At 70.6% G+C, this 19,107-nt stretch carries 19 protein-coding genes and 1 pseudogene; 10 read left to right on the forward strand and 10 right to left on the reverse strand.

From position 1 onward, the window contains the following. Nucleotides 1-42 precede the first annotated feature (42 nt). Both KHP12_RS09695 and KHP12_RS09700 read right to left on the reverse strand, forming a co-directional pair. Complete coding sequence (locus KHP12_RS09695) at nt 43-498, reverse strand: lamin tail domain-containing protein (RefSeq protein WP_086881792.1); 456 nt, start codon at nt 496-498, stop codon at nt 43-45. Nucleotides 499-746: 248 nt separating this feature from the next. Beyond that, nucleotides 747-1,499 (reverse strand): SDR family NAD(P)-dependent oxidoreductase, encoded by a 753-nt coding sequence (locus KHP12_RS09700; RefSeq protein WP_086881793.1) that lies wholly within the window; start codon nt 1,497-1,499, stop codon nt 747-749. Nucleotides 1,500-1,751: 252 nt separating this feature from the next. Between KHP12_RS09700 and KHP12_RS09705 the strand changes: the two genes are divergently transcribed. Next, nucleotides 1,752-4,313: a PA14 domain-containing protein gene (locus KHP12_RS09705; RefSeq protein WP_372455186.1), complete on the forward strand. Its 2,562-nt coding sequence runs from the start codon at nt 1,752-1,754 to the stop codon at nt 4,311-4,313. A 184-nt stretch (nt 4,314-4,497) separates the two neighbouring features. On the opposite strand, the gene KHP12_RS09710 is transcribed toward KHP12_RS09705, so the two are convergent. Then, nucleotides 4,498-5,163 carry a TetR/AcrR family transcriptional regulator gene (locus KHP12_RS09710; RefSeq protein ID WP_086881795.1) on the reverse strand — a complete coding sequence of 222 codons (666 nt, stop codon included), beginning with the start codon at nt 5,161-5,163 and terminating at the stop codon, nt 4,498-4,500. A 342-nt stretch (nt 5,164-5,505) separates the two neighbouring features. Beyond that, a pseudogene (locus tag KHP12_RS09715) lies at nt 5,506-6,725 on the reverse strand (RNA-guided endonuclease InsQ/TnpB family protein). Between the two features lie 62 nt (nt 6,726-6,787). Here KHP12_RS09715 and KHP12_RS09720 point away from each other — a divergent pair. From KHP12_RS09720 to KHP12_RS09760, 9 genes are all read left to right on the forward strand, one after another. Next, nucleotides 6,788-7,039: a hypothetical protein gene (locus tag KHP12_RS09720; RefSeq protein WP_211832568.1), complete on the forward strand. Its 252-nt coding sequence runs from the start codon at nt 6,788-6,790 to the stop codon at nt 7,037-7,039. 55 nt (nt 7,040-7,094) lie between these two features. Then, nucleotides 7,095-8,600 (forward strand): MFS transporter, encoded by a 1,506-nt coding sequence (locus tag KHP12_RS09725; RefSeq protein WP_372455187.1) that lies wholly within the window; start codon nt 7,095-7,097, stop codon nt 8,598-8,600. A gap of 427 nt (nt 8,601-9,027) precedes the next feature. Continuing rightward, nucleotides 9,028-9,186: a hypothetical protein gene (locus KHP12_RS09730; protein WP_167442488.1), complete on the forward strand. Its 159-nt coding sequence runs from the start codon at nt 9,028-9,030 to the stop codon at nt 9,184-9,186. Continuing rightward, the gene (locus KHP12_RS09735) at nt 9,186-9,680 is read left to right on the forward strand and encodes a GNAT family N-acetyltransferase (protein WP_086881797.1); all 495 of its coding nucleotides are present in this window, start codon (nt 9,186-9,188) and stop codon (nt 9,678-9,680) included. The genes KHP12_RS09730 and KHP12_RS09735 overlap by 1 nt, the downstream gene beginning before the upstream one ends. A gap of 177 nt (nt 9,681-9,857) precedes the next feature. Then, on the forward strand, nt 9,858-10,766 hold the full coding sequence (locus KHP12_RS09740; RefSeq protein ID WP_086881798.1) for an amino acid ABC transporter permease: 909 nt from the start codon (nt 9,858-9,860) through the stop codon (nt 10,764-10,766). Continuing rightward, complete coding sequence (locus KHP12_RS09745; protein WP_086881799.1) at nt 10,763-11,551, forward strand: amino acid ABC transporter ATP-binding protein; 789 nt, start codon at nt 10,763-10,765, stop codon at nt 11,549-11,551. Before KHP12_RS09740 ends, KHP12_RS09745 begins: the two co-directional genes overlap by 4 nt. Continuing rightward, entirely contained in the window at nt 11,548-12,801 is a 1,254-nt protein-coding gene (locus KHP12_RS09750) for a dipeptidase (protein WP_086881800.1), read from the forward strand. Before KHP12_RS09745 ends, KHP12_RS09750 begins: the two co-directional genes overlap by 4 nt. Nucleotides 12,802-12,854: 53 nt before the next feature. Further along, entirely contained in the window at nt 12,855-13,799 is a 945-nt protein-coding gene (locus tag KHP12_RS09755) for a transporter substrate-binding domain-containing protein (protein ID WP_086881801.1), read from the forward strand. Between the two features lie 8 nt (nt 13,800-13,807). Further along, nucleotides 13,808-15,709 carry a CocE/NonD family hydrolase gene (locus tag KHP12_RS09760; protein WP_246643094.1) on the forward strand — a complete coding sequence of 634 codons (1,902 nt, stop codon included), beginning with the start codon at nt 13,808-13,810 and terminating at the stop codon, nt 15,707-15,709. A 33-nt stretch (nt 15,710-15,742) separates the two neighbouring features. On the opposite strand, the gene KHP12_RS09765 is transcribed toward KHP12_RS09760, so the two are convergent. From KHP12_RS09765 to KHP12_RS52855, 6 genes are all read right to left on the reverse strand, one after another. After that, nucleotides 15,743-16,834, reverse strand: coding sequence for a helix-turn-helix domain-containing protein (locus KHP12_RS09765; protein WP_210610307.1), 1,092 nt, complete (start codon nt 16,832-16,834; stop codon nt 15,743-15,745). A 110-nt stretch (nt 16,835-16,944) separates the two neighbouring features. Continuing rightward, entirely contained in the window at nt 16,945-17,250 is a 306-nt protein-coding gene (locus KHP12_RS09770; RefSeq protein WP_020866465.1) for a gas vesicle protein K, read from the reverse strand. Continuing rightward, complete coding sequence (locus KHP12_RS09775) at nt 17,247-17,465, reverse strand: gas vesicle protein (protein WP_037952512.1); 219 nt, start codon at nt 17,463-17,465, stop codon at nt 17,247-17,249. Before KHP12_RS09775 ends, KHP12_RS09770 begins: the two co-directional genes overlap by 4 nt. Further along, on the reverse strand, nt 17,462-18,271 hold the full coding sequence (locus KHP12_RS09780) for a GvpL/GvpF family gas vesicle protein (RefSeq protein WP_086882261.1): 810 nt from the start codon (nt 18,269-18,271) through the stop codon (nt 17,462-17,464). The genes KHP12_RS09775 and KHP12_RS09780 overlap by 4 nt, the downstream gene beginning before the upstream one ends. Next, nucleotides 18,268-18,660 (reverse strand): gas vesicle protein, encoded by a 393-nt coding sequence (locus KHP12_RS09785; RefSeq protein WP_037952516.1) that lies wholly within the window; start codon nt 18,658-18,660, stop codon nt 18,268-18,270. The genes KHP12_RS09780 and KHP12_RS09785 overlap by 4 nt, the downstream gene beginning before the upstream one ends. Then, a complete protein-coding gene (locus tag KHP12_RS52855) occupies nt 18,657-19,106 on the reverse strand; it encodes a gas vesicle protein GvpO (RefSeq protein WP_086882262.1) in 450 nt (149 codons plus the stop codon). The genes KHP12_RS09785 and KHP12_RS52855 overlap by 4 nt, the downstream gene beginning before the upstream one ends. Nucleotide 19,107: the final 1 nt, after the last annotated feature.

Raw genomic sequence — 19,107 nt, forward strand, 5'->3', positions numbered from 1 at the left:
GAGGACTTCACCGGCTGCGCCGCGCCCCCGCGCGGCGCGCGCTCAGCAGTTGGTGTAGTCGACCCGGCTGTTGTTGTACGAGCAGGTGTCGACCGTGGAGCCGCCGGTCTTGCGGAGGGTGGCCTTGTCGCGGTCGTTGTTCCAGACGTACGCCCGGCGGTCCTGGTACTTGGTGGCCGAGGTGTCGGAGCCGGAGCCGGTCCGGACGGTCACGGTCTTGCCCGCGCCGAGGGTGTAGCCGGGGAAGGTGTACTTGTGGTTGCTCGAATCGACGAGCACCCAGCCCTTGAGGCTGACCCCGCGCGAGGTGGAGTTCTTGATCTGGACGTACTCGCCGTTGAGGCTGGAGTTGCTCCGGTTGTCCGTACCGGGCGAGTCGTAGTAGATCTTGGAAAGGTGTACGGAGCCCGCGGCCCCGGCGGGTGTGGCCGGGTACAGCAGGGCGATCGCGCAGCCGGCGGCGAGTGCCGCGCCGATGCGGGCGGTGTGTGCGGACATGAGTCCCCCCTTGCGTTGGTGCGTGGTGAATAACGCAGGACGGACGGGCGGCCGCGCCCGAAGATGGTTTGGAGTCAGCGAGCTGACTCCTTCGGCGCGGCCGTCCGTCCGTCTTCCCCCCACCTGTGTGGAGGACCAGAGTGGACCATGGCCGGAACGCGGCGGCAGGGCTGCGCGGCCCTTGCTCCAGGGCCGTACGGCCCTAGCGCGGATCCGGTTCCCCGCCCCCTGTCCGGGGTGGGACCGGGTCAGCGGCCGTACTGCGCCCCACCGTTGATGTGCAGCACCTGGCCGGTGACATACGCGGCCTCCGGGGAGGCCAGATAGCGGATGGCGGCCGCGATCTCGACGGGTGTGCCGGGCTGTCCGGTGAGCGTCTGCCCGATCTGCTGGGCGATGAACTCGGGGGTGCCGCGCTCGCCGAAGAACTCGGTGTCCTCGACATAGCCGGGGGCCACCGCGTTGGCGGTGACGCCCTCCGGGCCGAGCCGCTTGGCCAGCTCGAAGGTGTAGGTGTGCAGCGCGGCCTTGGTGCCGCCGTACGATCCGGGGCCGCGCAGCGCCGCGACCGAGGACAGGTGGACGATCCGGCCGCCGGGCCGGGTGAGGTGGGGCAGCAGCGCCTCGGTGAGCAGCACGGCGGTCAGCACGTTGGCCTCGAAGTTCCGCTGGTACTGACCGGCGATGCCCTCGAGGGTGCCGTCGTTGGAGGGCGCGACATTGCCGCCGGCGTTGGTGACGAGGACATCGACGCCACCGCCCCCACCGTCCGCGGTGATGAACTCGGCGGCGCGCCGGGTCTGCTCCGGGTCGCTGAGGTCCGCGCTGGTCCAGGTGACCAGGTCGGCGCCGTAGGCGGCGTTCAGCTTGTCCGCCGCGGCGCGCAGCACCTCGGCGCGGCGTCCGAGGATGACCACCCGGTCACCCTCGGCGGCGAAGGTCTCCGCGGTCGCCAGTCCTATGCCGGTACCGCCGCCCGACACCACGATCCGTCGCCCCATCACGGGCCTCCTCAGTGCAGCTTGTTGAATATCGATCACATCTATGAACAAGCACGCTAGGAAGAAAGCGCATTCCCGTCAAGGCTCAGTACCCAACAGCCAAGCTGTTGCCTTGCGTTCACTATTGACAGGTTCTGTTGGAGATGGCGCAATGGCGGCGCCCCACTTGTCCCAGCAGCAGCCACAAAGCTGTTCCAGCAAGGAGGACATGTGCGTTTTCGTTCATCTTTCGCCAGATCCGTGGTCGCGACCGTGACCCTGGCGCTTGGCGCGCTCGGTCTGCTGACCGCCCCCGGTCCGGCCGCGGCCGACACCCCCTCCGACGATCCCTCGGTCGTCCATGGCCTCCGCGGCGACTACTACCTCCAGTCCGCCCCGGGGGCCTTCGACTTCCACGAGCTGAAGGCCACCAGCCTCGACCCCGCCCTCGACTTCGGCAATCTGGAGCCGCGGCTACAGGCCACCACCGGACGGTCCGACGACGTCAGCGTCCGCTGGACCGGCCAGATCACACCGGAGCGCTCCGGTGCGCACACCTTCTCGATCACCGCCGACAACGGCTTCCGGCTGTGGATCGACGGCAAACCGGTCATCGACCACTGGGTGGACGACTGGGACAAGGAGCAGACCTCGCAGCCCGTCGAGCTCACCGCGGGCAAGGCGTATGACATCAAGGTCGAGTACTTCGAGCACTACGGCGGCTCCAACTTCCACCTGTCCTGGACCCCGCCGGGCGCGGCCAAGGCGCCCGTGCCCGCGTCCGCCTTCCGGCTGCCCGCCGACTTCGACTACGACGGCCCGGTGGCCAGCGCCGTCCAGCCCGACGGCCGGACGCTGCTGCTGGACTTCGCCCGGCCCCTGACCGCTCCCCCGGCCGATCTGACGTCGCATCTGTCCGCCGTCATCGGCGGCGCGGCCTGGCCGCTCGGGCGCGCCCGGCTGGACGCGGCCGATCCGTCCCGGCTGCTGCTCTCCCTGAAGGAGCCGGTGGTCGGCCACGGCGGCGAGGCCGTGGTGCGCTACGACGGCGAGGGCGGCCTCGAGGACGGCGACGGCGCCATCGACCCGTATGTCTCCTTCGGCGGCAACAAGTCGACGTATCAGCTGAGCACGCCCTGGGCCAAGGACGTCGGCCCGGACAACGCCCACCCCGAGTACCCGCGCCCCCAGCTGACCCGCGATCAGTGGCACAACCTCAACGGCAGCTGGGAGTTCGCCGCCGCGAAGGAGGGGCAGAAGCCCCCGGTCGGGCAGAAGCTCAAGGAGCGCGTCCTGGTGCCGTACCCGGTGGAGTCCAAGCTCTCCGGTGTGGAGCGCCATGAGGACCGCATGTGGTACCGGCGGACCTTCACCGTCCCGGCCGACTGGAAGGTCGGCCAGGACAAGCGCTTGCGGCTGAACTTCGACGCCGTCGACTGGCAGGCCGAGGTGTATGTGAACGGCACCCGGGTGGCCGACCACCGCGGCGGCTACGACCGGTTCAGCGCCGATGTCACCGGCGCCCTGCGTCCGGGCCGCACCCAGGAGCTGATCGTCGGCGTCTACGACCCGACCGACGCGGCCGACGGCGAGAACCCGCCGATGGGCAAGCAGCGCCTCGACCCCAGCGGCATCTTCTACACCCCCTCCTCCGGGATCTGGCAGACCGTCTGGATGGAGCCGGTCGCCACCGACCACGTGGACACCCTCAAGCTCACCCCGGACGTCCCCGGTAAGGCCCTCACCACCGAGGTCCGCGGGGTGCGGGACGGCGTCCCGGTCACCGCGACCGCCTACGACGGGCGGCGCGTGGTCGGCACCGCCACCGGGCGCACCGGAAAGCCGCTGACCGTCCCCGTGCCCTCCCCGCATCTGTGGTCCCCCGACGATCCGCATCTGTACCAGCTGAAGGTGACGGTCGGACGGGGCGCCTCGGCGGACCGGGTGGAGAGCTACTTCGGCATGCGGAGCATCGCCGTCAAGGAGGTGGACGGCAAGCAGCGCACCGTGCTCAACGGAAAGCCGATCTTCTCCATGGCCACCCTCGACCAGGGGTTCTGGCCCGACGGGCTGCACACCGCGCCGACCGACGAGGCCCTCGCGTACGACCTGAAGATGCACAAGAGCATGGGCTTCAACTCGGTGCGCAAGCACATCAAGGTCGAGCCCGACCGCTGGTACTACTGGGCCGACCGGCTGGGCCTGATGGTGTGGCAGGACATGCCCGCCATGAACACGGTCACCCCGTCCGAGAAGGCGCAGGCGCAGTACGAGCACGAGATGAAGCGGATGATCGACCAGCACATCAGCAGTCCGTCGATCGTCATCTGGGTGACCTTCAACGAGGGCTGGGGCCAGTACGGCGGCCCGAAGGTGCCGACGCTCGCGAAGGGCTGGGACCCCAGCCGGCTCATCAACGGCGCCAGCGGCTGGAACGACACCGGCAACGGCGACCTCGCCGACATCCACGCCTACCCCGGCCCCGGCGATCCACGTCCGGACGCCTCACGGGCGGGGGTCACCGGCGAGTACGGCGGCCTTGGCCTGGCCGTCCCGGGGCATGCCTGGCCCGTGCAGCACACCTATGTCGGCGTGGACAAGGACAAGTACACCGACGAGTATCTGAAGCTCCTGGACAAGGTGCGCGGGCTGGTGGCGTGCAACGGCAGCAGCGGGGCCGTCTACACCCAGATCACGGATGTGGAGGGCGAGCTCAACGGGCTGCTCACCTATGACCGCAAGGAGATCAAGCCCGATGTGAAGCGGCTGCGCCAGGCCCATCAGGCGCTGATCCGCGACGCGGCGGACCCGGCGTCCATGGAGTGCACCGGCTAAGCGCTCCGCGGGACGTGCCGCGATGGGTCGTCGGCCGACTGCGGCGCCGTCGTGGCTGGTCGCGCAGTTCCCCGCGCCCCTTCGGGGCGCTGCCCGAACCGTAGCGGACTTCCTCCGACCTGCCTAGCCGCACGGCTCGGCCCATGGTGGTGACCCGTTCCGGGGCGTGTGTCCCCGGGGCGGGTCATTCCGCCGCCAGCGCCTCGACGGCGGCCACCGTACGGTCCACCACCACGTCGTACAGCCTGCTGTACGCCTGCGGCAGCCGGGCCAGCAGCGGGGCCACCGCCTCCCGCTCGTCCGGAGGGTAGAGGGCCAGCGCCTCGCTCAGGGCGTCCAGCTTGCGGGCGGAGACCGGGCCGCGGTGGGTCTCGTAGACCGCGTGGCCGATGACGGTGGAGCCGATGAGGGCCACGGCCAGCGCGAGATCGTCCTCGGTCAGCTTCAGGGGGCGCAGCATCCGGGTCATGGTCACCAGGGAGGAGATCCGGGCGGGCTGCTGGGTGGCGGCCATATAGGGGAGCAGCTGGCGGTAGGGCAGCAGATAGTCGCGGCTGTTGTGCATCCAGGCCCGCAGCCGCTCCTGCCAGGTCTCCCCCGGCGGATCCTTGTGCTGGGCCTCGGCCAGGACGCGGTCGGCCACGGCCTGGAGGAGGTCGTCACGGTCGGGGAAGTAGCGGTAGAGCGCCATGGGGGCGGAGCCGACCGCCTCGGCGACCCTCTTGACGGTCAGCGCGGTCTCCGGCTCGCGGACCGCGAGCTCCGCGGCGCTGCGGACGATCTGCTCGCGCGACAGACGGGGCGGGCGCCCACGTCCTCTGCGGACGGTCCCCTCCACGGTCCCGGCCATCCGGTGTCCTTTCACTCGCCCCCGTCGTACCAGGCCCCAAGGCTACGCAAGGTCGCTCGGGCGCCGCTCGTGGCGGTCCGAGGCATTGGACGCCATCCCACGCCGTGCCGGGATGACGACCCGTCCGGCCCATCCGGACCCCCGGGAGATCTGACGATGACCGCGTCCGATCCGCGCGTGTGCCTTCGGGGCGCGAGGTGGAGGAGGTGGGCCACGTCCATCCGTCGGCCGCGGAAGCCGCGGTGTTCGGGGTGCCGCATCCGTACTGGATCGAGGCGTTGACTGCTCCCCTCCCTGAAGGGCGGGGATTCCAGCCCTCAGGGTCGAGTGGGGATCTACGGCTCAGGCCGCCACCTGGACCAGCGGTCCAGACGGTCTTACGCCCTCAGCACCGTCCGGGTTCAGACCAGCCCGGACCAGCATCACGCGGGCGGAGTTCTTATCCCGAGGGGATACGGCTCCACACACCGTGCAAGCATAGGTTCGTTCCGAAAGAGGCAGTGCGTGCTTGGTTCTCGCTCCGCACGATGCGCACTCCATGGTCGTTTGCGCGGGGTGCACCAAGTGCACGATGCGCCCGCGCTCGCGGGCCATCCCCACGAGCGCCTTCTTGGTGGCGCCGATCGCGGCATCGGCGGCCTTCGGCGCCATGGTTGTCCTGGCCAGGAACTTCGGCCGGAAGTCCTCCACCGCTACCGCGTCATGGTCGCGCACCACACGCTTGGCCCATTTACGGGCGGTGTCCTCACGCTGCCGCGTGATCTTCTTGTGCAGCTTCGCCGCCCGCGCCTGGGCGGTCCGGTAGCCCTTGGACTGTGCTTGTCCCTTCCGGCGGCGCCGGGCCATCATCCGCTGGTAGCGGGCAAGCCGCTGCGCAGCCTTGCGCCCGTGTCCGGGGTGCGGAAGGTCGTGTGCGTCGGAGGTGGTGGTCGCTATCTCCTTCACACCCCAGTCCACCCCGAGCACACGCCCGGTCGCGGGCAGGGGTTCCCGCTGTGCCGGGACGACGAACGAGGCGTACCAGTGCCCGAGCGTGTCCTGGTACACGCGCACACTCGACGGCTCGGCCGGAAGGTGCCGCGACCACACCACGGTCAACACGATGTCCCCGGCCAGGTGCAGGCGCCCGCCCTTGAGACGGAAGCCACGACGGGTGTAGTTCAAACTCAGCCGGGCGTCCCGCTTGGTCTTCCAGCGCGGCATCCCCGCCCGGCGGCGCACCGGCAGCCGGTCCTTGACGTCCTTCAATGCCTTGGCCCGCGCCGTGGAAAAAGCGCGGATCACCTGCTGCTGCGGAACACTCGCGCCCTCCGCAAGCCAAGGAGTGCTACGCCGGGCCTGCGTCAGCATCCTGTCGAGCTGGGCCGGACCGCACGTCAGCTTCTCGCCGCTCGCCTTGCTGCGCTGATGCACGCGGCCTTGGACTTGGCGACGCATTCGTTCCAGATCCACCGACACCGGTCCCACTCCGCCAGCAGTGCCCCACCAGCGGTCGACGACACACGAAGCCGGTACGTGTACCGGGTATGCCCAGACTTACCAGCTTCACTTAGCGTAGTCATGTCGCCAACGTAGCGTCATCATTCGCTTGGCACTCCCTAGTCCGGCAGACCTACTCGAACGAGTGACCATCCAAGCCGCTACGGACCGGCGAACACCCCAACTCCGTGACCCCGCAGCCCCTGGAGATCGCCCTCAGCTCTCCCCTGGCAGACGCCGGACCGCCCGGCGCCGATCCGGCTTCTCCTGCCCCACTACACGGCTCACCGAGGCGCTGCCGAAGAATCCCAGCGGCAAGATCCTCAAGCGTGAACTGCGGGAGATCTACCGCGACATGGCCGAGGCGCCGCCGGACGACCGGGGCGCCCATATTTGACGTACCAGTTACACAAAATTGTGCGACACTGCTGCGGCACTGATGTGAATCGGCCATGCCCCGACGAAGGACCACCGTGACTTCCTCACCTCCGACCCCCGATACCCCCGAAGCGGCGATGACCGCCCACCCGCCGCGCTCCGGCCCGGTGGTCGCCGTCCTGGCGTTCGGCGGGATCGTCGTCTCCCTGATGCAGACCCTGGTGGTGCCGCTGGTCCCGGACCTTCCGGAGCTGCTGCACAGCTCGGCTTCGGACGCCTCCTGGGCGATCACCGCCACCCTGCTCGCCGGCGCCGTGGCCACCCCGGTGCTCGGCCGGCTCGGCGACATGTACGGCAAGCGGCGGACACTGCTGCTCAGCCTGGCGATGCTGGTGGTCGGCTCGGTGGTGTGCGCGCTCTCCGACACGCTCGCGCCGATGATCGTCGGCCGTGCGCTCCAGGGCTTCTCCGCGGGCGTGATCCCGCTGGGCATCAGCATCATGCGCGATGAGCTGCCCGCCGAACGGCTCGGCTCGGCGATGGCCTTGATGAGCTCCTCGCTGGGCGTCGGCGGCGCCCTCGGTCTGCCCGGCGCCGCGGCGCTGGCCGAACACGCCGACTGGCATGTGCTGTTCTGGGTTTCGGCGAGCCTGGGCGCGGTGGTGGTCGCGCTGGTGCTGGCGGTCGTGCCGGAGTCCCCCGTGCGCGGCGGCGGGCGGTTCGACCTGGTGGGCGCCCTCGGGCTGTCGGCCGGGCTGCTGTGTCTGCTGCTGGCCATCTCCAAGGGCGCCGACTGGGGCTGGGCCAGCGGTGTCACCACCGGGCTGTTCGCCGCGGCGGTGGTCGTGCTGCTGCTGTGGAGCCGGTGGGAGCTGCGGGTGAGCGGACCGCTGGTGGATCTGCGCACCACCGTGCGCCGTCAGGTGCTGCTGACCAATCTGGCCTCCATCGTCATCGGCTTCGCGATGTTCGGGATGTCGCTGGTGCTGCCGCAGCTGCTCCAGATGCCCGAGGCCACGGGGTACGGACTGGGCCAGTCGATGATGACCGCCGGTCTGTGCCTGGGCCCGTCCGGTCTGGTGATGATGGCGATCTCCCCGCTGTCCGCGCGGATCACGGCCACCCGGGGGCCCAAGACCTCGCTGATGCTCGGCGCCGCGGTGATCGCCGTCGGCTACGGCATGGGCATCTTCCTGATGGACGCCGTGTGGCAGATCGTGGTCATCTCGTGTGTGATCGGCGCCGGGATCGGCCTCGCGTACTCCGCCATGCCCGCGCTGATCATGTCGGCGGTGCCGGTGTCCGAGACGGGCGCGGCCAACGGGCTCAACACCCTGATGCGGTCCATCGGCACCTCGACCGCCAGTGCGGTGGTCGGCGTCGTCCTCGCCCATATGACCACCGAGTTCGGGCCCGTCGAGCTCCCGTCCCTGGACGGCTTCCGCACCGCCTTCGCGATCGGCGGCGGCGCCGCGCTGGTGGCGCTCGCGGTCGCCTCGCTGCTGCCGGGCCGCGGTCCGGACCGGCGCACGGCCACCTCGGAACGACCGGGCACACCGGAGCCGGTGGCGGGCCGCTGAGCCCGCGGCATCGGTATGCGGCGCCGCCGCGTGGCGGGGCCACAGCCGTCCGTACCCCCTGCCCGCCCACTCGGCGGCGGAGGAGAATACGGGCGGCTTTGTCGTGACAGGGCGCATACGGGCCATCATGTGGACGGCTGTTGACGGAACGGGCCCCTGAGGTGCTGAATGATGCGAGTGAGGACTGAGCTGCCCCTGGTCACCCGCGACCACATCGACTTCGGTCGGGTGTGGTCCGCCTCCTGTTCCGGCTGACCCGCGGCGGGCCGCCCGACCGGCCGCCCTCCTCTCATCCCGGGCCCCTCGCCCTCGCTTCCCGCGCCTGACGCGTCATCACCCCCGGTAGGCCAACGCCGCTTCCCGGGTCCGTGGCGCTTCCCGCCGTCCCGCCTTCCTCGGCTTCTTCGCCCTCCGAAAGGTCACCCCCATGCCCGTGGAGTTCCTCGGCATCGCCGCCACCAACGACGCCTGCGGCTCCGGCTCGCCCGATCCCACGTACATCGCCACTCGCCGCGAAGACGTTCGCCAAGCGGGACGCCGAGCGCGCGCGGTCCGGGGCCCGCAGACCCTCGCGGCGGTGCGCTGATGACCTCCGTGGCCGAGCCCCCGCCCCAGCCCCAGCTGACGGTGGTCCGGGTGACCGTGGACGACCCGCGGGTCGAGCCGTTGCTGCGCGAGCTGGCGCATGAGTACGCCACCCGCTACGGCAGGGCGGCCGACGGTGAGCTGAACCGCTATCCGGCCGAGGAGTTCGCCGCGCCGCACGGGGAGCTGCTTCTGCTGCTGGAGGGCGGTGAGCCGGTCGCCGGGGGCGCGTACCGGCGGTACGACGAGCGGACGGCGGAGCTCAAGCGGATCTGGACGCACTCGGGCCACCGGCGGCGCGGGCTGGCCCGCCGGGTGGTGGCGGAGCTGGAGCGGTCGGCCGCCGAGCGCGGCTACCGCCGGATCCACCTCACCACCGGGCCCCGCCAGCCGGAGGCGCGCGGGCTGTATCTGGCCACCGGCTACACCCCGCTGTTCGATGTCTCGGCCGACCCGGAGACCATCGGTCCGCTTCCGTTCGAAAAGGGGCTGTAGGCCCGGCGGAGCGCCCTCCGCCAATGCGCGTCCGTCCGTCCGCCCGGCCGCTCCGGGCGGACGGACGCATTCCCCCGTTTACGGTTGACCGTTCTGTGTCAACTGTTGCCGGGCGCCCGTGGGTGCGGTTTTAGGATGCGGTAATTCTGCCGCGACCCGACCGTCCGAAGGCACACCATGACCAAAGTCCTGAACGTCGACGCACTACCCGAGCCGTCCGTGCTCAAACGCGCGAAGCGACGGCGTCCCGGACTTCTGGTGGCCAATGCGATCGTGCTGGTACTGGCCGCGATGGCGGTGACCACGATATTCACCAACCCTCGTTTCGAGTGGGAAACCGTCGGCAAATACTTCTTCGAGATCCGGGTGATGAAGGGCATCGGGGTCAGTATGGGAATGACCGCGGTGACAATGGTGCTCTCATTGGTGTGCGGCACCGTGGTCGCACTGATGCGCATGGGCGACTCCCGACTTATGTCCACGGTCGCGGCCGCCTTCATCTGGGTTTTCCGCAGCATTCCGATGCTGGTGCAGCTGCTTTTCTGGTACAACCTCGCGGCCCTCTTTCCGACGCTGTCCCTCGGAATTCCCTGGGGGCCGCGTTTCGTCACCTTCGATGCGAACAGCGTCATCGGCCCGCTGACCGCCGCGATCATCGGTCTGACCCTCCACGAGACCGCGTACATCGCGGAGTTGATCCGATCCGGACTGCTTGCCGTGCCCGATGGACAGCGTCAGGCGGCCTCCGCACTGGGGTTGACGCCGGCTCAGATCTTCTTCCGCATCACCCTCCCCCAGGCGCTGCGGGTGATCGTCCCTCCGATGGGAAATGAGCTGATATCTCTCCTCAAGGCCACCTCTCTGGTCAGCGTGATCACCCTGGCCGACCTGCTGTACTCGGTCCAGCTGATTTACGCCAAGAACTTCCAGACCGTTCCCCTGTTGATCGTTGCCGCCATTTGGTACATGATCATCACTGGCGCCATTACTCTTCTTCAGCAGCGCCTGGAGCGACGTCTGGGACGACACACCCTGATTTCGGCCGACAAGGCCGGGAGAGTGAAGAGGATCGAGCACTCGGTATGACCGCGGCATCGCAAATGGAATCGCAGGCCATCGTCTCCCTGCGCGGGATCCGCAAGTCGTTCCGCGGAACCGAGGTGCTGCACGGCATCTCCCTGGATATCCACCGAGGTGAGACGGTCTGCCTGATCGGTCCCTCCGGATCCGGAAAGAGCACGCTGCTGCGCTGTGTCAACCACCTCGAAGTGCCCGACCAGGGCGTGGTGGTGGTCGACGGCAGCGTAATCGGCTATCAGCTGCGCGGGCGCACCCTGCACGACCTCGGCGCCCGGGAGCTGGCCGCCCAGCGCTCGGCGATGGGCATGGTGTTCCAGAGTTTCAATCTGTTCCCGCACCTCACCGCCCGCGAGAACATCGTGGAGGCCCCGCGCCGGGTGCTCGGGCTCTCCAAGGCCGCGGCCGACGCACGGGCCGTGGAGCTGATGACCCGGGTGGGGCTCGCCCACAAGCTGGACAGCTATCCCGACAAGCTCTCCGGCGGCCAGCAGCAGCGAGTGGCCATCGCCCGCGCCCTGGCGATGCGCCCCAAGGTGATGCTCTTCGACGAGCCGACCTCCGCCCTGGACCCCGAGATGGTGCAGGAGGTGCTCAACGTCATCAAGGACCTGGCCCGCGACGGCATGACGCTGGTCGTCGTCACCCATGAGATGCGCTTCGCCGCCGATGTGGCCGACCGGATCGTCTTCATGGACGACGGCCGGATCGTCGAGCAGGGCACCCCGGAGGCGCTGCTGCGCGCTCCCGCACACGACCGCACCCGCATGTTCCTGTCGAAGGTCAGCCCATGAGCACCGAACTCCCCCTGCCCGCCAAGACCGCCCGGCGCCTGAAGCTGTGGGACTCCTACCGCTCGTACCAGTACCTGGCGGCCGGGGAGGACTACCGCGCCTTCGAGCTGGCGCCCGCGCTCGGACGGGTCCCCGGGGCCGCGCTGACGTGGAGCGAGGACGTCGAGGCCCGCGCGCGGGACTTCGAGGAGCGCCATCTGGTGATCTCCGCCCATGACCATCTCTCGCTGCGCCCCGCCGATCCGGGCGACTTCGCCGCGTACCGCCGCCAGGGCCGGGAGTCGATCCCCTACGAGGGCATCGCCCACTCGGGGGTGGACCTGTTCTTCGACGGCGGCCCGGCCGCGGTGAGCATGATCCGCTCCCATGCCCCCTGGGACTGGGACGACGCGGTCAGCGATCTGGCCATGCGCCAGGCGGACCTCGCCCACCAGCGGCTGGTGGCGCCCGTCCGCACCCTCGAGGACGCCGACCGGGCGCGGGCCGGCCACCAGGTGGGGGTGGTGCTGACCCTGGAGTCCGCCTCCCCCATCGGCAATGACATCGACCGGCTCGATCTGCTCTACGGTCTGGGCGTACGGCTGCTCGGCCTGGTCTACAGCGAGAGCAACCAGCTGGGTTCGGGGCTCGCCGACGCCGGGGACACCGGTCTGACCCTGCTCGGCCGCCGGGCGCTGCGCCGGATGAACGACCTCGGGATCATCGTCGATGTCTCGCACAGCGGGGACGCGACGGCCCTGGACGCCGTGCGCCGCTCCACCGCCCCCGTGGTGATCACCCACGCCGGGTCCCGGGCGCTGTGGCCGACCCCGCGGATGAAGCCCGACGATGTGATCCGGGCCTGCGCCGGGTCCGGCGGGTTCATCGGCGTCGAGGCGGCGCCGCACACGACCGTCACCGCCCGGCACCCCCGGCACGATCTGGACTCGGTGATGGAGCACATCGAGCGCTGTATCGATCTGGTCGGCATCGACCACGTGGCCTTCGGCCCGGACACCAACTTCGGCGATCACACCGCCTGGCACCGGACGTTCGCCCCGCTCTTCGGCAAGGACGACGCGCACGACGGCAAGGCCCCCGAACTGCCGCCGCACGAGGAGGTCGAGTACGTACGGGGCTGTGAGAACCCCGCGGAGGCCGTCGGCAATATGATCCGGTGGCTGTTCGACCGCGGCTACTCCGAAGCGGACGTGGCCAAGCTGGCCGGAGGCAACGTACGGCGCGTCGCCGAGACCGTCTGGGGCCGCTGACCGGTCCCGTAGCACCGCATCCGCCACCCCCCACCTCCCGAAATGGAGCACCCATGCGCAACCGTCCCCATGTCGCCGCATGCGCCCTGCTGACCTGTCTGACCCTGGGCCTGTCGGCCTGTTCGGTGGATGACACCCCCGAGGACGGCAAGGACAGCAAGAGCCGTCCGGCGGTCACGCTCGCCCCCGAGCCCAGGGACAGCGCGCTGGCCGCCGAGGTGCCCCAGGCCTACGCCAAGAAGACGCTGATCATGGGCGTCAGCGAGTACGCGCCGTATGTCACCTTCGAGTCCGACGGGAAGGTCACCGGGCTGGTCCCCGACCTGGCCGCGCAGCTCTCCTCGTTGCTCGACATAAAGATCAAGGTGGAGCGGACCAACTTCGACGCGGTCATCCCGGGGCTGAAGTCCGGCCGGATCGACCTCAGCGCGCCCTCCGGTGACTTCACCGAGCGTCAGAAAGAGGTGGACTTCGCCGACTTCGCGCAGAGCAGTGTGACGATGATGGTGCTCACGGACGGCTCCTTCCGCCCCAAGAACGGCCTCGAGGTCTGCGGCCACAAGGTCGGCGTCGAGAAGGGCGCCGGAACGCAGAACGTGCTCGCGGCGCAGAACAAGCGGTGTGCCGCGAAGGGCAAGCCGTCGGTGGACGTGAAGCTCTACACCGATCTGCCCGCCGCCTCGCTGGCGCTCCAGAGCAAGCGCGTGGAGGCGGTGGCCGCGCCCAGCGCCTCCAACACCTCGGTGAGCCAGAACTCGCACGACCGCTTCGAGACGGTCGAACTGAAGGACATGCTGGACCTGCCCGCCGCGACGGCCGTCTACGGCATCCAGGCCAAGAAGGACGCCGGGCTCGCGCCCGTGATCGTCAAGGGGCTGCGGAAGCTGTACGAATCGGGCACCTACGCCAAGCTCTTCGGTCAGTGGGGGCTGCCGCTGTCCACCGTCACCCGGGACCAGATCGCCCTCAACGGCTCCAAGCAATCCCAGACCCAGTGAGATCTTCCATGGCACGAACCAGTCAGACCGAAACGACCGGCGACAGAGGGCGGGCGGCCCGGGAGGAGTCCGCCCGCCCGCTGGACGAGCGGGTGTGGCGACGCACCCTGCGCGTCCCGATGCGGGACGGGATCGTCCTGGCCGCCGATCTCTTCACCGACCAGGAGCGGCCGGGGCCCCGCCCGGTCATCCTGGAGCGGACCCCGTACGGCCGCCGACAGATGCGCGACTCCGACCGCAGCCGCCACGACGAGCCGGTGCCCACGCCCGAGGAGACCTCGGCGTTCTTCGTCCGCGCCGGGTATCACGTGGTGCGGCAGGACTGCCGGGGCCGCGGGGACTCCGAGGGCACCTTCGTGAAGTACCTCGGCGAGGGGCCGGACGGGGCGGACACCATCGACTGGATCGCCGCCCAGCCCTGGTGCGACGGCCGGGTGGCCATGATGGGCGTGTCCTACTCGGCCCACGCCCAGACGGCCGCCGCGGCCGAGTCCCCCGCCGGGCTGTCCGCGATGTTCATGGACTCCGGCGGCTTCGCCAGCGCCTACGAGGCCGGGATGCGGATGGGCGGCGCCTTCGAGCTCAAGCAGATCACCTGGGCCTTCCGGCACGGTGAGGAGAGCCCGGAGGCGGAGCGGGACCCGCTGGTGCGCAAGGCGTTCGCGGGCACGGATCTGCGCGACTGGTTCACCGTGCTGCCGTGGCGGACCGGTGTCTCACCGCTGCGCCAGGTGGGCAGTTACGAGCGCTATCTGCTGGACCAGTGGCGGCATGACGCCTTCGGGGCGTACTGGCGCCAGCCGGCCATCTACGGGCGCGGCCACTACGACCGCTTCCCGGATGTGCCGACGCTGCACATGTCGAGCTGGTACGACCCGTATGTCCGCTCCACCATCGAGAACTTCACCGCCATGGGCCGGCTCAAGCGGTCCCCGGCGTATCTGGTGATGGGACCGTGGAAACACGGGCTGCGCTGTGCCACCTTCGCCGGCGACGTGGACTTCGGGCCCGCCGCCACCCTCAGCGGCAATGTGGACACCTCGTATCTGTCCTTCCGGCAGCGGTGGTTCGACGCGGTGCTGGGGGGCGGCGACCCGGAGTCGATCCCGCGGGTCCAGTACTTCCTGATGGGCGGCGGGGACGGCCGGCGGGACGAGGCCGGGCGGATGCGGCACGGCGGCCGGTGGCACACCGACACCCAGTGGCCCCCGGCCGGGGCCCGGGAGACCGCGTACTACTGCCACGCCTCGGGCGAGCTGAGCCGGGAGCAGCCGACGGCGACACGGTCCTGGGTGGAGTACGACTTCGACCCGAACGACCCGGTGCCCACGCTCGGCGGCCAGGTCACCTCGGGCGAGCCGGTGATGGTCGGCGGCGCCTTCGACCAGGTGCCGGACGAGCGGTTCTACGGCGCCCGGCCGCCGTATCTGCCGCTGAACTCCCGGCCCGATGTGATCTCGCTCGCCACCCCGCCGCTTGAGGAGCCGCTGGTGGTGGCCGGACCGGTCACCGCGCGGCTGTTCATCTCCTCGTCCGCGCCGGACACCGACTTCACGGTGAAGCTGGTCGATGTGCACCCGCCGAACGAGGACTATCCGCACGGCTTCGCGATGAACCTCACCGAGGGCATCTTCCGCTGCCGCTTCCACAAGTCCTTCGAGCGCCCGGAGCCGCTGGAGCCGGGCGAGGTCTACGAGATCGAGATCCCGGCGCCGGACACGGCCAACCGCTTCGAGGCCGGACACCGGCTGCGGGTGGACATCTCCTCGAGCGACTTCCCCCGGTTCGACGTCAACTCCAACACGGGGGTGCCGGAGGCGGTGAGCCGTCGCAAGGTGGTGGCGACCAACCGCGTCCACATGGACGCGGACCACCCCTCGGCGGTGCTGCTGTGGACCCAGCCGGGCTGACGCCGGGCTGACGGATCGTCGGCGTAACCGCCGTCACCGCATGATGGTCGCCAGCACGTCCTGCCCCAGCCGGAGCAGGGTGCCTGTGGCCAGCCGGTGGTAGACGTACTTGCCCTCGCGCTCGGACTCGATCAGCCCGGCGTCCCTGAGCTGGCGCAGGGTGCGGGAGACCTGCGTATCGGCGAGCCCCAGCCGCTGGGCCAGCTCGGTGGTGGTGATGGGCTCGCCCAGCAGATGGCGGCACAGCTCCATCCGGCCCAGGGACGCCAGTGCGGACATCCGGGCCCGCAGCTCGGCCTGGGTCAGCTGATCGGCCGTGCCGCCCTCCCGGGCGGCGAACTGGAGCACCACGGGGTGGCACTCCTCGTCCTTGACGGTCAGATGCGGCCAGACATGGACGGAGGGGAGCAGGAAGAGCGGGCGGGGGCCGATCTCGATCTCGGCGACGGCCAGCTTGTCGTAGCGCACCCGCGAGCCGCCCCTGGAGACCACCGCGGTGGGGCTGAGCCCGGCCAGCACCTCGGCCAGACCGCGCCGCCGGATGTCGGCACGGACCCGGGCGGCGGCCGACTCCAGCCGGTCGCGTACCGAGCGCCACTCGGAGGCGAAGAACGCCTCGGCGCAGGAGTCCAGGAAGCACAGGAGCCGGTCGCGCAGCCCCTCGGGCGAGGCCACCAGGTCGTGGGCCAGCTCGCCCCGCCGGAAGGAGCGCCGCTCGCACTGCGCCACATAGCGCTCGGCGGCCTCGGGGTCGGTGAGCAGGCTACTGGCCGGGGGCACGGCCTCACGGAAGCCGAGCACCCCCTGGGAGCACAGGCCCACGAACTCCTCGAGCGGCAGCCTCTCCAGATGGCGCAGCTCGTCCTCGAAGGGCTGGTCCAGCGGGAGCTCCAGCGGGAACAGCAGCCGGCAGCGGAGCCGGGCCCACAGCGGGGACAGGGCGCTCATCTCATGGGCGAGGGAGGGGGCGAGCGCCGTCCCGAGCCGCCGCGTCCAGCGCTGGGCCTCGGGGTGGTGGTCGGGCTCGGCCATGATGTGCAGCGCCGACATGAGCTCGGCCAGCGGTGACCGGCCGACGTGCACGTCGGCCGGCTGGGCGCGCTGGAGGTTGAGCGTGATCCCCACACCCGCACATTACTCGGCGACCGCGGGGCCCGGCCCATGTGTCGCGCGAATCGGCGCCGGACTGCCTGGTCAGGGGCGGGGCGGGAGGCTCTCCGAGGGGCTGGGGCCGGTCAGCGGTCGCGGGGCAGCAGGGGGCCGAGCGGGCCCAGGTCCAGGTTGAGGTCGTCCTCGGTCAGCCCGAAGTGCTCCCGCAGCTCGGCCATGTTCCGCTCCAGGGCCATCAGCGTCAGCCCGAGCTCCTCGATCTGCTCATCGCTGATGCCGCCCTGCTCGACGCGGCGCAGCGCCTGCCGCTCCATGAGCTGCCGCAGCAGCTCGACGATGGTGAGCACCAGTCCGGCCAGGCTCCTGCGGACCGACTCCTCGTCCACCTCGATCCGCCGCCCGGGCCGCCGGGGAGCGCGGTCGTCCGTCATGGCGGTCCCCCTGCACGGCGATCATGGCGATCCCCCTCCCGCCCCTCCTCGTTCTCCACCCGTACGGAGGCGATCAGGGCGCGCAGCGAGATCCGCACCAGATCGATGTCGGCGATGCTCAGGGTGATCTCCCCCGCGATCACCACGCCTCCGGCGAGCACCCGGTCGAGCAGGTCGACCAGGGCCACCTCCCGCCGCTCGATCGCCCGGGTCACGACGGCGTCTCCTCCTGCTGGGCCTCCTCCGCCCGCTTCGGCGGGGCGGTGAAGGAGTACGGCGGCCAGGGGCCGCTGACCTCCAGGGTGATGGCGGGGTACCGCTCCCCCAGGTCGGTCACCAGGGCGGTGAACTCCTCGTCGAGGGCGTCGGGCACCAGATAGGAGTTGTTCAGCACCATCCACCCCTCGTACGCGGCCAGCGCGGTGTCCTGCGGTGGATGGGCGGCCGTGGCCACCGCCAGCGCGGCGAGCGAGGCGTGGATCGCCTCCGCCTGCTCGGTCGCGCGCAGATGCGCGGTCTCCTGGTCCTGCCGCTGGGCGCGGCGGCGCAGCAGATAGGCGGTTCCCGGGCTCTCCTCGCCGCCGGTGGGCTCGTCCGGGTCGGGCAGGAAGGACCTGGGGTCCACGTACGCCTTGACGCCCCACTCGGTGCGGCCCGCCACCCGCCGCAGCGTGGCCGTGAAGTCGTCCCGGCGCTCCTGGAGCATCGCGCGGACCCGGTCGTCGTCGTGGTAGAGCGTGGCGAAGCGCAGCGGGATGACCTGGCCGTGGCCGGTCGCGCCGTTGATCACCCGGTGGTGGGCGCGGGCGGTGCGCTCCAGCCACTCCAGGTCCTCCAGATGGTCGCGCAGCGCGTCCTCGCCGAAGTCCTCGAGCGGTACGGAGCCCACGACGGCGGCCAGCCCCGCGCTCTCCACCAGGCGCACCGGCTCGTCCGCCACACCGGTGAGCCCCCGCGGCGGGGTGCCGTCCTCCGGGGCGGCCGTCACCGCGTACAGCCAGGTGGCGAGGGAGCCGTTCACCGTTCGTCCTCCCGCTCCGCGCCGTGGGTTTCGTGGTCGTCCTCCCGGTGCGCGCCGCGGCCGTCCTCCAGCTCGCCGACGCGGCGCCGCAGCCGCTCGTTCTCCTCCAGGACGTCCCGGGCGCCGGAGGAGAGCGAGGGGTCGTGCTCCCACCAGTCGATGCCCATCTCCTTGGCCCGGTCCACGGAGGCGACCAGCAGCCGGATCTTGATCGTCAGCAGTTCGATGTCCAGCAGATTGATCTGGATGTCGCCCGCGATGACGATGCCCTTGTCGAGCACCCGCTCCAGGATGTCGGCCAGGCTGGACGGCTCGGCGCCCCGGCGGGCGGGTTCGCGTGCGGCGCCGGTGCGCCGGACCGGTGGGTTCCAGTCGGAGCTCTGGTTCATGTCCGGTTCTCCGCCCTGCCCCGGTAGTAGCGCTCGGTGCGGCGGTAGGAGACGAGTTCGCCGCGGTCGTCCAGCTCGACCCGGTACTCGGCGAGGATGTCGGTGGAGTCGGGGATCCGGTGGGTCTCGACCACCTCGATGCCGATGGTCCAGCCGTCCTCGGTGCGCTCCAGCGAGGTGACGCCCTCCGGGGCCCGCCCGGTCAGCCCCCGCACATGGCGGGCCGCGCTGCGCGCGGCGTCACGGGCCACGAGCGCGGGACGCCGGGGGCGGCGCTCCCGCTCGGGCTCGCGCTCGTGCTGCTCCCGCTCGGGCTCGTGCTGCTCCCGCTCGGGCTCGCGCCGCTCCCGCTCCGGCTCGGGCTCGCGCCGCTCCCGCTCCGCACGGGGCCGGGCGCGTGGCCTCTCCTCGCGGTGGCGTTCCTCGCGGGGCCGTTCGCGGGGCACG

It is taken from the genome of Streptomyces asiaticus (genome assembly GCF_018138715.1).
Taxonomy (GTDB): Bacteria; Actinomycetota; Actinomycetes; order Streptomycetales; family Streptomycetaceae; genus Streptomyces; species Streptomyces asiaticus.